The sequence below is a fragment of the Kitasatospora sp. NPDC059327 genome (assembly GCF_042752535.1).
In the GTDB taxonomy this organism is placed as follows: Bacteria; Actinomycetota; Actinomycetes; order Streptomycetales; family Streptomycetaceae; genus Kitasatospora.
Map to the genome: position 1 here is coordinate 1 of NZ_JBHYYB010000093.1, position 13,781 is coordinate 13,781.

Annotated in this window: 9 protein-coding genes; 7 read left to right on the forward strand and 2 right to left on the reverse strand. The window is 72.8% G+C overall.

Features of this window, described 5'->3' with window-relative positions:
• The first annotated feature begins 212 nt into the window (after positions 1-212).
• From uppS to ACFXHB_RS35830, 4 genes are all read left to right on the forward strand, one after another.
• Positions 213-968, forward strand: a complete 756-nt coding sequence (gene uppS, locus ACFXHB_RS35815; protein WP_380579675.1) for a polyprenyl diphosphate synthase — start codon at positions 213-215, stop codon at positions 966-968.
• 89 nt (positions 969-1,057) lie between these two features.
• A complete protein-coding gene (locus ACFXHB_RS35820) occupies positions 1,058-2,098 on the forward strand; it encodes a hypothetical protein (protein WP_380579677.1) in 1,041 nt (346 codons plus the stop codon).
• A 332-nt stretch (positions 2,099-2,430) separates the two neighbouring features.
• Complete coding sequence (locus ACFXHB_RS35825; RefSeq protein WP_380579679.1) at positions 2,431-2,886, forward strand: Gfo/Idh/MocA family protein; 456 nt, start codon at positions 2,431-2,433, stop codon at positions 2,884-2,886.
• A gap of 573 nt (positions 2,887-3,459) precedes the next feature.
• Entirely contained in the window at positions 3,460-4,389 is a 930-nt protein-coding gene (locus ACFXHB_RS35830; RefSeq protein WP_380579681.1) for an ABC transporter substrate-binding protein, read from the forward strand.
• A 298-nt stretch (positions 4,390-4,687) separates the two neighbouring features.
• Here ACFXHB_RS35830 and ACFXHB_RS35835 read toward each other — a convergent pair whose 3' ends face one another.
• Both ACFXHB_RS35835 and ACFXHB_RS35840 read right to left on the reverse strand, forming a co-directional pair.
• Positions 4,688-7,354 carry a discoidin domain-containing protein gene (locus ACFXHB_RS35835; RefSeq protein WP_380579683.1) on the reverse strand — a complete coding sequence of 889 codons (2,667 nt, stop codon included), beginning with the start codon at positions 7,352-7,354 and terminating at the stop codon, positions 4,688-4,690.
• Positions 7,355-8,416: 1,062 nt separating this feature from the next.
• Positions 8,417-9,703 (reverse strand): PP2C family protein-serine/threonine phosphatase, encoded by a 1,287-nt coding sequence (locus ACFXHB_RS35840; RefSeq protein ID WP_380579685.1) that lies wholly within the window; start codon positions 9,701-9,703, stop codon positions 8,417-8,419.
• 236 nt (positions 9,704-9,939) lie between these two features.
• Here ACFXHB_RS35840 and ACFXHB_RS35845 point away from each other — a divergent pair, with 236 nt between their 5' ends.
• The 3 genes from ACFXHB_RS35845 to glnT all read left to right on the forward strand — a co-directional run bounded on the left by ACFXHB_RS35845 (position 9,940) and on the right by glnT (position 13,768).
• Complete coding sequence (locus ACFXHB_RS35845) at positions 9,940-10,950, forward strand: alpha/beta hydrolase (protein ID WP_380579687.1); 1,011 nt, start codon at positions 9,940-9,942, stop codon at positions 10,948-10,950.
• Positions 10,951-11,114: 164 nt separating this feature from the next.
• Positions 11,115-12,248: a helix-turn-helix domain-containing protein gene (locus ACFXHB_RS35850; protein ID WP_380579689.1), complete on the forward strand. Its 1,134-nt coding sequence runs from the start codon at positions 11,115-11,117 to the stop codon at positions 12,246-12,248.
• Between the two features lie 203 nt (positions 12,249-12,451).
• Complete coding sequence (gene glnT, locus ACFXHB_RS35855; RefSeq protein WP_380579691.1) at positions 12,452-13,768, forward strand: type III glutamate--ammonia ligase; 1,317 nt, start codon at positions 12,452-12,454, stop codon at positions 13,766-13,768.
• Positions 13,769-13,781: the final 13 nt, after the last annotated feature.

Consider the following 13,781-nt stretch of genomic DNA (forward strand, 5'->3'; position numbering starts at 1 on the left):
GCTGGGGGGGGTGGGGGGGGGCCGGCCCCCCGGCGGGGGGGGGGGCCCCCCCCCGGCTGCCGGGCGTGGTTCCGACGGGAGCCCGTTCCCCCGGCCGCCGACCGTCGTCGTGCGTCCGGCCGACCACCGACTCCCAGGACTCGCGCGAGGCCGTCTCGACGCCGGGCCACCGGCGCATCCCCCTCGTCAACGGGCGAAACCCAGGAGGAGACATGACATCCACGGCCGACACACCCGCCCGCCAGGACGGCCACCACCGTGCGGAACCGGAGCCGGCCCTGCGGCACCTGGCGGTCATCCTCGACGGCAACCGCCGCTGGGCCCGTGACCACGGACACACCACCCTGGAGGGCATCCAGCTCGGCGGGGAGCGGGTCCTGGACCTCCTCACCTGGTGCCAGGACATCACCGACCTGACCACCCTCACCCTGTGGCCGCTGTCCACCGAGAACTTCCAGCGACCCGCCACCGAACTGGACCGGCTGCTCCAGGTCATCACCGACATCACCCAGGCCATCGCGGCCACCCGCCGCTGGCGCATCCGCTACCTCGGTACCCCGCAGCGCCTTCCGTCCCAAAGCACCAGGATCCTCAAGGACGCCGCCGAGCGGACCCGGCACCTCAAGGGTCCGGTGTGCAACCTCGCCATCGCCTACGGCGGCCGCGACGAGATCGTCCGCGGCGTGCAGAACCTGATCATCAGCCACCAGAGGGCGGGCACCCTCCAACACCTGGTCCAGCACTTCGGCCCCGACGACATCGGCCGGCACCTGGACACCGCCGGCCAGCCCGACCCCGACCTGGTCATCCGCACCGCCGGCGAACAGCGCCTCTCCGGCTTCATGCCCTGGCAGAGCGCCTACGCCGAGCAGTACTTCTGCCCCACGCCCTGGCCCGCCTTCAGCCGGGCGGACCTGGACACCGCACTGGACTGGTACCGCCGGCGCATCCGCAACTACGGCCGCTGACCGGGCGGCCGCCCCGGGCACACGGCCACCGACACGCGCCACCATCCCGAAACGCCACCACTGACACGCCCGTCGAGAGGCACGAGCCCATGACCGCCACACCGGAAGCACTGCGACTCCCCTACCTCCACTATCCCTACCCGCCGGAGCTCAATCCCGCGGCGGACCGGGCCGAGGACAAGATGATCGACTGGCTGACCGGACGCGGCCTGCTGACGGACCCCGACCACCGCGAGGTCTTCCGGCGCAGCGGCTTCGCCGAAGTCGTCGGCCGTGAGTACCCCGACGCCGACCCCGACGGGTTGAGCATGGTGACGAACCTGTACGCCTGGGTGTTCATCGTCGACGACTCCGTCTGCGACTCCGGGATCCTGGGCCGCGACCTCGCCAAACTGGCCGTCTTCTACTCCTGGATGCGCGAGATCATGGAACTGGGCAGCCCGACCGTCGCCGAGGACCTCGGTCGCACCGTCACCAGCGAGCTGGACGAGGCCGGCCGGCAGCTGTGCTACCGCCTCGCCCAAACCGGACACGACGTCTTCCAGCACATCGCCACGCGGTCCAGCCCGACCCAGTACATGCGCTTCGTCGCCGCGATGGACTACTACTTCCTCGGCACGCTGTGGGAGGCCGGCCACCGTCTCCACGACACGATGCCGACCCCGGGGGAGTACGTCGTCGGACGGCGCATGACGAGCGCGACCCCGCTCGGGCTCTCCCTCCAGGACATCGCCGCCGGCTACGAGGTCCCCGCCCACGAGTACGAACACCCCGCGGTCCGCGAGCTGAGGTGGATCACCAACAACGTCATCTCCTGGTGCAACGACGTGTTCTCCTACCGCAAGGAACACGAACCCGAGGGCCCCCTGCCGCTCAACCTGCCCACCGCCCTGGCGTGGCACGGCGGCCTGGACCCGCAGGCCGCCATCGAGGAGACCGCCCGGCTGCACAACAGGGAGGTCGAGGCCTATCTCACGGCGGAGGCCCGGGTGGCCGCCTGGGCCGGTCCCCAGTTGAGCCGCTTCCTACCCAGCATGCGGGCCATGCAGCGCGGCTTCTACGACTGGGGGCGCACGAGCCCGCGTTACAGCGTCGACCGCTACTTCGGAGCAACTCCTCCCACCCGGTGACCCGGTGACGGCCTCGCGGTGGCCGCCGTTGTGGGGCGCCTGACGGCCGTCTTGTCCGCGCCGGAGCGGAGCCCGTGCTTGCGGGCGGCCCGGTCGAGGAGCACGACGAGGTCGCTCTGTGACCACCCGCGCAGTTCACGGGCGTAGGCGAGGGGGTGCCGGATCGGGTCGTCCACGGGGCCAATTCCATCAGCGACAGTGACAGGCAGCCTACTGTGCGCGAGCGCGGGGCAACCCCGGGACTACAGACAATGCCTTTCCAGGAAAGCGGAGTTGGCGCTGTACTCGACACGCATCGACAGGTTTCCTCACGAAGCGGAAGGAGTTGGCCCATGAAACGACGCGCGGCGGTCATCGGCCTCGGACACCAGGCACTCGAAGACCACCTTCCCGGCCTGCTCGCCTCCAACCGGGCCGAGTTGGTCGCGGTCTGCGACCGCGACCCGGACACCCTGCGGGCCCAGCTGGACACGCACCACGTCCCGGGCTTCACCCGGGCCGCCGACCTGCTGGACGACGTGGCGCCGGACTTCGTCATCGTCGCCGTCCCGCACCACGCCGGCCGGGCCGTGATCGAGGAGTGCGCCGTCCGAGGCGTGCACGCTCCGCGGTCGTCCGGTCCTCCCTCGGGAACTGCCGGACGGCCGTCGTCGACACCACGGGGTCGAGCTGGCGGGGGAGGGATAGGGGATGGGGGGTGGGAGCGAGGCCCCGGCGGGCCCAGACTGGCTGCGGTGGGCGGCGTCCCGGGCTGCCCTCGCCGGGCACGGCGCGGCGGCGGCGAGTAGGGAGCGTGGTGACGCGGGCAGCGTCGCCGGTCGGCGTGTGCGCAGCCGTCCGGGCCTCTCGTGGGTTCGGCCCCGGAGCAGGAGATCTTGCGGTGGCCCCTGCCACAGGTGAGCTCGCCCCACCGTTCGGAGCCGAAGGATTTCCGGCGTGCTGGCCGCGGGACCTCCGAACCGGGGGAGCGGGGCGCGCCGTGGACGACGGCGGTGGCCAGTCCGCCCCGAAACAGGATGTGAGCGTCCGTCGGGTGCGAAGTGACGTGTTCGCCGCAGGGATACGGCGTGCGGCACGCGCGGGAGGCCTCGCCGGCGGGACCGGGCCCGGCGAACGGGGCGCACGGCGGTCGGTACCGGAACGGCGCCGCCGTCACCGGCCGACGGCCCCCCGGTGACCAGGACGCTGGGACTCCGAAGCCGGAGGGGCCGCCCGGACCTGGGCCAACCCGATAGCAGATCGTGATACACCTGCCGCCTTCGACGTCCGAGCCGGATGGGAGGATCCCGTTCCCCGCCCGCTTCCGGTCCCGTCCGTGGACACCGGTCGCGCCGCCTCGCCCCCTCCGAGGAGCACCCCCCATGCGCCATCTCCCCTGCCCGCCGCCCCGCCGCCGGGGCCTGCCGGCCGCCGCCGTCACCGCCGCCTCGGCCCTGCTGCTCACCGCCTGTGCCGGCTCGGGCGCCCCGAAGAGCGCGGGTGAGAAGGCCCGGGCGGCCGTGCCCGAGGCGCAGCGGTCCGCCGGGGTGCTGCGGGTCGGCTCCGACCTGAACTACCCGCCGATGGAGTTCCGCGGCTCCGACGGTGGGCCGGACGGCATCGACCCGGACCTGGCGGACGCGTTGGGGACGGTTCTCGGTCTGCGGATCGAGATCGTCGACACGCCGTTCGACAAGCTGATACCGGAGCTCAACGCGGGGCGGTTCGACGTGGCGATGTCGGCGATCAGCGACACGCCCAAGCGCCGCAACGCCCTCGGCGACAGCGGGATCCCGACCGGTCAGCCGGGCGTGGACTTCGTCGACTACTTCATGGCCGGCACCTCGATCATCGTGCGCAAGGGCAACCCGAAGGGGATCCGGACGCTGGACGACCTCTGCGGCCAGACGGTCGCGGTGCAGCGCGCCACCACCCAGGACGACATCGTCACCCACCAGGTCCCCGCCTGCGCCCGGGAGGGCAAGACGCTCCAGGTGCACCGCTTCGACGACGACGCCCAGGCCCTCGCGGAGGTGGCGGCCGGTACGGCGGCCGCCGATCTCAACGACCTCCCGGCGGCGGCGTACGCGGCCAGGACGACGGACGGCGGCACCCGCTTCGAGGTGGCGGGCACCCAGTCGCAGTCCAGCCCGTACGGGATCGCCGTGAACAAGACCGACACCGGGCTGCGGGACGCGCTGGTCAAGGGCCTGGACGAGCTGATGCGCAACGGCCAGTACGACACGATCCTCGCGAAGTGGGACGTCAGCGCGGGCGCGGCCCAGGCGGCCGCGGTCAACGGCGGGCTCTGACCGGGGCCCTCGGGGCGAACGGCAGGGCCGTCGCATCGGATCCGAACCCCCGCCCGTCCGGGGAAGAGGGGCTGCGGGACCGGGTACCGACGGGAGGTCCCACCCGGTCCGTCGGTGCCCGGAGCGTAGCGGAGGTGTGCCTGCCTCGGCCGGAGCGGTCGGCCTTGAGCGCTCGGTGGGGGACGAGGCCCGGCCTGGGCCGGTCCGCCGGAGGCCGACCCACCAGGAGGTGGGTCGGCTTTCCGGTCATGCCGACGGCGTCGCCGGCGCCGGGACGGTCACGGTGCGGTGCCCTGCGTCACGGTGCGGTGCGGTGCCGCTGGTAGAGGCCGATCTCGGCGGCCGAGGCGTAGCCGGCGCCGTTGGCGGCTCGTGTGGTCCTCAGGCGGAGGTGGCGGGTGGTGGTGTCGGGGAAGGTGATGGTCTTGACGCCCGGACCGGGCGGGAAGGTGCCGCTCGCCACCGCCGTCCAGGTGGTGCCGTCCGTGCTGGTCAGGACCTGGTAGTCGGCCATGGTGCCGTTGGTGCCGCCGTCCTCGCGCGGAAGGTAGTCGAGCCGCCCCACGGTTCGGGACCGGCCCAGGTCGATGCCGATCCAGTGCGGCATGGGGGTGATGCCGGTGCCGTACTGCGTGTGCCAGATGGTGGAGTTGTTTCCGTCGATGGCGTTGGCGGCTTGACCGCTCTCCCGTACGGTCTCGGCGCTGTCGGCGGTGGCCGTCCAGCCGTCGCGGGGGATGGCGGTGTAGGCGGCGGTCTCGGTGGTGGGTACGGCCTCGAACACGGCCACCTCGTGCGGCTGCAGGGTGACGGCGGCCGGTGTACCGCGTTGGGCGGTGAAGGCGGCGTGCAGGCCGTCCTTCTCGGTGAAGCGGTACGTGTCCCGCGTGCCTGCGGGCAGTTCGAAGACCTGCTGCGGGTCCACCGCGAAGGTCTTCGTCGTGGCCGAGGGATTGCGCAGCATCAGGAGGCCCTTGGAGGCACCGGCGGTGGAGTTCCACGCGGCGGTGCCGTAGACGTCGCCGACTGCCGCGTCGCCGCCGATCCAGCGGACGTCGGAGAGCAGGTCCTGGTTGGCGCGGGCCCACTTGGCGTTGGCGGCCAGGGTGTCCCAGAACCAGGCTGCTCCCGGCACGTCGGGGCGGACCAGTGTGTTGCGGACGTAGAGTTCCTGCAGTCCCATTCCTTGCGCGAAGTAGGAACGGATGTCGTTCGAGACCTCGTCGCGGACCGACCGCTTCGAGAGGTCGTGGTCGGCGCTGAACTGGGGGGCCCGGTCGGAGAAGACGATGCCGTGGTTCATCACGGCGGGGACGGGGAAGAGCGGGTTCTGGGTGGCGATGTTCCGGAACGTCTGGGAGTCGCGGTAGTTGACGTACTTCTCCTGGGGGGAGCCGTCGCCGGTCTGGCCCACGTCCTCGCCGTCGCGCCAGATCGAGTCCACGTACCAGAGCCAGTAGGGGGAGCCCCAGGTGCCCACGGTGGCGTTGACCCAGACGTTCTTGTTGCGGCCGCGAAGGTCGGTGGTGAGGTCGAGCAGGGCTTCGTAGTCGGTGAGGTAGTCGCTGTTGGGGCCGGACTGGTCGAGTCCTCCGCCGATGCCGTCGAACTTGAAGCCCCTGACGCCCTGGTTGTCCATCATGTCGAAGGCCACTGAGCGGAAGCGGTCGTAGTAGGCGGGGTCGCTGAGTTTGAACCTGCCGCCGCTGTGGGTTTCGTACTGTTGCGCGGCCGGTTTGCTCTGGTTCAGCTGGTTTCGCGCACTCGCGCTGGTTCCGTACCCTCCGAAGGGGGACATCCACACCGACAGTGACGCCCCGCCGTACCGGGCGGCGGCGCTCTTCTGGGGGCCGAGTCCGGTGGGGAACTGGGTGGGGTCGAAGGACCAGACGTTCAGCTCGGACTCGTCCGCCTTCTTGGGGGAGCGCAGGTAGTCCCAGCCGTCGTCCACCCAGAAGCTGTCGATCCTGGCTCCGCGGCTGGTCAGCTCACTGCCGAAGAGGTCGATGGCCGACGTGAGTTCGGAGGAGTTGATGACCAGGCCCGGCGGCTTGAGGTCGAACCAGCTCTGGTAGTGCAGGAAGGTGTGGCGGCTGTGGACGCGTTCGCGTGCCAGGTAGTACTGGAAGGAGCGCCGTAGGCCGCCGGTCGGGGTGACGCCGAGGGAGGCGGTGTACTCGTAGGACTTCCCGGGGGTGAGGTCGCCCGCGCGGGTGACACCGATGGTCACGTTCGCCCCGTTGACCACGGGCTTGGCCATGGGGTTCTCGACACCGAGGAAGAGCGTCTCCGCTCCGGGTGTGCCCACGACGACCGGGCTGCCGTCGTCGGCGCCGTCCACCCTGCTGTTGGGCAGGGTCATGTCGATCAACTGCAGCCCGGTGACGTCGAAGGTCCCGCTGACCGGGGTGACGGTGAACCTCTGCAGGACGCTGTTCGCGCCGTCGCGCAGTTCGGCTCTCCAGGTCACGTCCAGGGTCTTGCCGCCCGATGTCCAGCGGAACCTCATGCTCACCGCCTTGCCCGCGACATTCTGGGAGAGGCGGACGGCCGAGGTGTCGGCCGCCAGGGTGCTCAGGGTCGGGGCGGAGGTGAGTGTGGACTGGGAGGACTTGATGACGGTGGAGTCGGCGAGGGTGAACGAGAACAGTTCACCGATCGCCGCGTGCACGGTGGCGGGCGTTCCGTTCGCGGAGTTCGTGAACGAGGAGAGCGAGACCCTGTTTCCGTTCACCGCCCACGATGCCGAAAGAGCGTTGTTCGACAGCGTGAAGCCGGACGGGGACGCCGCCCCCGTGGCCGTCCCCGGTGCGACACCGGGGAAGAGCACGCCCGAGGCTGACGAGTAGACGGGGTCGGACGGCGCATCGGCGGCCGCCGCTTTCAGAGGGGGGCCGGCAAGGGTGAGTACCAGGACGGTGCCGACCGAGGCGGCGAGCATCCCCCGACGCGATGAGGACATCATGGGCTCCAGAAGCCTAGAGCGGGAGTCAGTGGGGCAACTACAGCGCTTCCGCAGATAATCTGTCAAGACTTGGTAAAATCAAAAGCATTTCGAGCAGCTTTGAGCAAAGAACTGCGTGATCATGCTCATGACGGTCAGGCGCAGGTCATGGCCACGGCGGCCACGGCGGCCGCAGCGGCTGCGGAGGCCGGAGCGTCCACGACGGAACCCCGCCCAAACCGCCGGGCCCGACGCCGTGCGGCCGCAGCGGTGCGGCGCATCGGCAACGACCGTGCGCCCGTGCTGACTTCGGCCTCGCCCGCGTCCGGCCCGTCGGGCAACCCATTCGGCTCACAGGAACTCGGCTTCGCGCGCCTGGACTTGCGTCACGCCCGCGTCAGGGGTGGCCCGGCCGACAGGAGGGCCGGCCGGGTGTGGCCCGAGTCGGCCGGGGCGCGGGCGCGGTGTCGCCCATACGATTTCGTTATCCGCCCCATCAGCACGTCGGGTCTTGTCGGCCGTGCCCCACTGGTCGACCATCGGAGCTCAGGCGCCCGGGACGGGAGCGCTGAAGTGTTGCCGCCGCGCCGGGTCCGGGGCCCCCGGTCTCCCCCGGACCGGACGCGGGTGCACCCCGGCCCGCGCGGCGGCAGCACCGCACACCGCCCTCGGGACCACTCCGGAGGCCGGCCGCCACGACCCTGCGGGGCACGCGCACACCTCCAGGACGCCGGCGTGCCGGTCGCACGTCCGCGGCCGAAAGATCACAGGTCAAGGCCCTGGTCACGGTCGAAACTCGGGTCTAGCATTCCCGTCACGGCGGTCCCACCACACGCAGCGCCGGGCCGCCGGGCAGAGCAGCCGCGCCGTGCCTGCGACGCGACTGGCCGCCCACCGGCCGGGGTCCCGCGGAACACCCCCCCTTTCCCGGGACCCCGGCCACGTGCGCCCCGACTCCCCGCACGGCCCCCTGTCGGCGGCCGTGGATCCGCGGTGTGTGCCCGGGTCGGCGGGAGCGGGGGAGCGCTGCGAATCGGCGGACCCCGGGATCGGCCGCGGGTGATCGGTCGCGCGACTCGGCCGTCAGAGGCGCAGGACGATCAGGGCGGTGTCGTCGGTGAGTCCGGCGGGTGGGACGAGGTCGTTCAGGAGCGCGTCGGCGAGGGTGGTGGGGTCGGCGTGGCGGTGGCGGGCGAGGGAGCGGGCGAGGCGGTCGAGGCCGGTGTCGATGTCCTCGCACCGGCGTTCGACGAGCCCGTCGGTGTAGAGGACGAGCACGGAGCCCTCGGTGAAGCCGGTTCGGGCCTGGGGGCGGTGGACGTGTTCCGGGCGGGCGCCGAGCGGGGGGTCGGTGGCCCGGTCGAGGAGGACCACGGTGCCGTCGGGGCGGCACAGGGCGGGTGGCGGGTGGCCCGCGCTGCTGTAGGTGAGTGTGTGGTCGGGCCAGTCGACGAAGACCGACACGGCGGTGGCGTTCTCCGCGCCGTCGACGGAGCGGGCGTAGAGGCCCAGGACCTCCAGGGCCTGGGCGGGACCGTCGGCGACCCGGGAGGCGGCGGACAGGGCACTGCGCAGCTGGCCCATGACGCCGGCGGCGCGCAGGCCGTGGCCGACGACGTCGCCGACCGCCAGGGCGACGGCGGTGTGGGCCCTGCCGGGCAGGTCGGCGAGGTCGTACCAGTCGCCGCAGACGTTCAGGGCTTCGGCGGCGGGGCGGTAGCGCACGGCCGCGCGGTGGTGGCCGAGCGGGCGGGGCGCGGGGAGCATCGCCTCCTGCAGGTGGAGGGCGACCGCGCGTTCGCGGGCGTGGGCGTCGCGCAGGCGTTCGTTGACTTCCTGCAGTTCCCGGGCGCGGGTGTAGAGCTCGGCTTCCAGGACCTCGGCGCGGTCGCCGTCGCGGTCGCCGCGGGCCGTGATGAGGTCCGTGACCTCCTCGACGCGGTGCACCAGCAGCGCCACCGTGCCGTCCGGGGCGAGGACGGGGGCGTTGACGGGGCTCCAGTACCGCTCGTGCCACACGCCGGGGCGCTCGGGGTCCTCGACGTCGTAGCGTTGGAGGGCCATGGTGTCGCGTTCGCCGGTGGCCAGGACGCGCTCCAGCGAGGCGTGCAGGTTGCGCACGCCGTTCGCCGCGGGGTCGTTGGGGTTGTCGGGGAAGACGTCGAACAGGTAGTGGCCGATGAGCTGCTCGCGGGTGCGTCCGGAGACGGACAGGAACGCCTCGTTGGCATCCGCGTACACCAGGTCGGGGGTCAGCAGCGCGACCGCGCCCGGCAGAGCCTGGAAGACGTCCTGGTAGTCGATGACGGGTCCGTTCACGATCCACCTGCCCGTACGCCGCCGCTTCCGGTCATGGGGTTCTTCCACCATAGGAGCGGGACGCCCGGACGGCCCACTTCCGGGACGCCCGGCGGCACCGGGCGACCGGGGACGGCCGGGTGGCACCGGCGGCCCGGGCGAGTGCCGGGCCGGCGCCCGCCGACTGCGGGCCGCCGTTCGGCGGGCGATGTCCGCCGACTGGCGAGTGCCCGGTCCGCGACCCCGTCGGCACGATGAACGCACTGGTCACAGCGGTGTGACCGCGGGCATGAGCGCGAGGAGCAGCCATGACAGCCGAGCCGAGGATCCCGGCACCGTCGGCAGGTGCCGAGGGAGTTCGCCCACCCGTCCCGTTCGACCCGGAGCTGGTGGCCGCGCTCCATCTCGTCCGGGAGCTGATGCCACCGGCCGGCATGCTGCCCACCCCCGAGATGCGCGAGGCCTTGAACGCTCACGGCCTCGCCGACGAGGCCCTCACCCGCGGCGGGGCTTTCGAGATCGAGGACCGGACCGTGCCGGGGCCGGCCGGTGCGCCGGACATCTCCTTGCTGATCTGCCGCCCGAGCGGCGGCGGAGGTCCGCGGCCGGCCGTCTACCACACACACGGCGGCGGGATGATGTTCGGCAACAATCGCCTCGGCATGGACATGATGCTGGACTGGGCCGAGGAACTGGGACTGGTCGTGATCTCCGTGGAGTACCGGTTGGCCCCGGAGCATCCGCATCCGGCGCCGGTCGAGGACTGCTACGCGGGACTGGTCTGGACGGCCGAGCACGCGGCGGAGCTCGGTGTCGACCCCGAGCGGATCGTGCTCGTGGGCGTCAGTGCCGGCGGGGGGATCAGTGCCGCGCTCGCGCTGCTGGCAAGGGACCGCGGCGGACCGGCGCCGCTGGGCCAGATGTTGCTCTGCCCGATGCTGGACGACCGCAACGACACGGTCTCCGCACACCAGATGGCCGGGCTCGGGGTGTGGGACCAGGCCGCGAACGAGGCGGGCTGGACCGCTCTGCTCGGCGGTGCACGGGGTGGGCCGGACGTCTCGCCGTACGCGGCGCCCGCCCGGGCCACCGACCTGTCCGGTCTCCCCGCCGCCTTCGTCGACGTCGGTTCCGCCGAGACCTTCCGGGACGAGGACGTCGCCTACGCCGGCCGTCTGTGGGAGGCCGGCGGGAGCGCCGAGCTGCACGTCTGGCCGGGCGGCTTCCACGGCTTCGACGGGTTGGCGCCGCAGGCCCAGCTGTCGCAGGACGCGGGCGCCCCCCGGCTGCGCTGGCTGCGGCGGCTCCTGAACGCCTGACCCGCCTGCCGCGACGGGTCCCCGGGTGGGCGCCCCCGGCTCCACGACCGCCCGGGACGCAGAACACACCGGACACGCGACACGGGTCGCGGGTCGCGTGTCGACGGACGAGCGGGGAGCCCACGGCCTTGGCAGCGGCGGCCCCCCGGCGCAGGATGGTACCTGTGAAAGAGCTGGCAGGCAGGCTCGCGGCGCTCGATCCCGACGCCGGTGCCGCGTTGCGGGTCGTCGCGTACTTCGACCGCCTGATGGAGGCCCGTGTCGGCCTGGAGGCCCTGGTGCGGGGTGCTGCGGTCCTGTCCGGCTCGCCCGCCAGGCTGGTCGACGCCCGGCGCGGCGTGCGCGTCCGCGTCGAACCCGACGGGCGGCGCAACGACGTGAGCGGTCCCGTCGACCCGGCCTGGCCCTGCCTGCCCCTGGTGCCGAACGGCCTCCCGGTCGCGGGCGACGGGCCCGCGCCCCTCGCCGCGGCCGCGGCCTTCGCCCCGCCCCCGGCCACGCCCGCCCCGGCGGGCGCCGACGAGGTCGCCGCCCTCTGGTTGGAACGTCCGGGACCGCCCGACGGCGTGCACGCCATGGTGCTGGAGCGCGCGAGCGCCGCGCTACGGGCGGTCCTCGACCGCACCCGCGGCCGCGCCTCCGCCGTCGCCCCCGCGGAGGATCCCGCGCTCGTCGAGGTGCTGCTGGACCCGTCGGCGCCACCGTCCGCGCGCCTGCACGCGGCGGGCCGCCTGGGGCTGCGCACCACGCAGCGGGTGCGAGCGGTGGCACTGTACGGGGGTGGCGCGGAGATCCGGTCCGCCGTGGAGGCCGGCCGGCCGCCGCCCGACGGGCGCCGGGCCGGAGTGGGGCCGACCGTCGACCCGGCGGGGCTGCCGCGGTCCTGGGCGGCCGCCCGGACCGCGCTGCGGCTGACGGCCGACGGGACCGCGCAGGACCCGGGGCCGCGTACGGTGTACGCCGAGGACCTGGGCGCACTGACCCTGCTCGCCGCCGCGGTCGGCCCGGACACACCACCCGTGCCCGACCTCCTGGCGCTGGAGCACGCGATCGCCGAGGCCCCCTGGGCCGCCGCGACACTCCACGCCGTCGCGAACGCGCCGAGCCTGCGATCCGCGGCCGCCGAGCTGACGGTGCACCATTCGACGCTGCAGCAGCGTCTCGTCCAGGCCGAACACCTCCTCGGCTGGGACGTGCACTCTCCCCAAGGGCGCCTGCGCCTGCAACTGGCCTTCACTGTAAGGAAGTTGAGACAGACCTCGCCGACCGTCCAGCCGGGGGGCGGTCCCTCGCGGTGACGGTCGGTGCGCGCCGGTGCGGGAGATCACCCCTCCCGTAGCGACTCGGCAGGGCCCACCGCGCCGGGTTCCGCTCCCTCCGGGAGCGGGGCCCGGCTTTCGGCTTACCGGGAGCTTCCACGGTGGAAATCCCCGCGTAACGTCCATGGCGTCTACTCATGGGCAACGATGATTCACCACAGTAGACACCCCGGGAGGGACCCATGGCGACCGCCACCCCCGATCTTGCCGAGCTCGTCCGTGCCGACGGCATCGAGTTCGTGCTCGCCGTCTTCGTCGACCTGACCGGAAAGCCGTGCGCCAAGCTGGTCCCGGCCCAGGCGGTGGAGGAACTCCGCGACGTGGGCGTCGGTTTCGCCGGGTACGCGGCCGGCGCGCTGGGTCAGAGACCCGGCGATCCCGATGTCGTCGCCCGGCCGGACGCCTCCTCCTACACGCCCCTCCCGTTCGTCGAACCCGGTCTGGCACTGGTCCACTGCGATCCGTACGTGGAGGGGGAGTCCTGGCCGTACGCGCCGCGGGTCATCCTGCGCAGGATGCTGGAGCGGGCCGCCGGGCGGGGGCTGTCCCTCTCGGTGGGCGCGGAGGTCGAGTACTTCCTGGTCGACCGGGACGCGCACGGCGTGCTGAGCGTCGCCGACACCAGGGACACGGCCGTCCGACCCTGCTACGACGTCCACGGGCTGACCCGGATGTACGACCATCTCACCGCGGTCTCCACGGCCATGAACGCCCTCGGCTGGGGCAACTACGCCAACGACCACGAGGACGGCAACGGCCAGTTCGAGCAGAACTTCCGGCACGCCGACGCCCTCACCACCGCCGACCGGGTCGTCACCCTGCGGTACCTGGTGTCGGTCCTGGCCGAACGACGCGGCATGACGGCCACGTTCATGCCCAAGCCGTTCACCGACCGCACCGGCACCGGCATGCACCTGCACCTGTCGCTCTGGCGGGGCGAGGACCCGGCGTTCCCGGACGCCACCGACCCGCGCGGCCTGGGCCTCTCCCCGCTCGCCTACTCCTTCGTGGCCGGGATCGTCGAGCACGCGCGGGCCCTCCAGGCGGTCATCGCGCCGACGGTCAACTCCTACAAGCGCACCGGTGCGGTGTCCAGCCGTTCGGGTGCCACCTGGTCACCGCGGCTCGCGGGGTACGGCGGCAACGACCGGACCCGCTTCGTTCGCGTTCCCGACGGCGACCGCGTCGAGCTGCGCGGCGGGGACGGCGCCGCCAATCCGTACCTCGCCACCGCCGCCGCCCTGGCGGCCGGCCTCGACGGCATCGAGCGCGGTCTCGACCCCGGTGAGCCGGGCGCGGACGCGAAGGGGCCCGAGCTCCCGCCGACCCTGCTGCACGCCGTGGAGGCGCTCCGGGCGGACGAGGTGGTCAGCGGCGCCCTGGACGCGGCCGGGCCCGGGGTGAGCCGGTACTTCGCCGACCTCAAGCGCGAGGAGTTCCTCGACTGGCACGCCACGGTCGGCCCCTGGGAGCTCGACCGCTATCTGACCGCCTTCTGACCGCCTTCTGTCC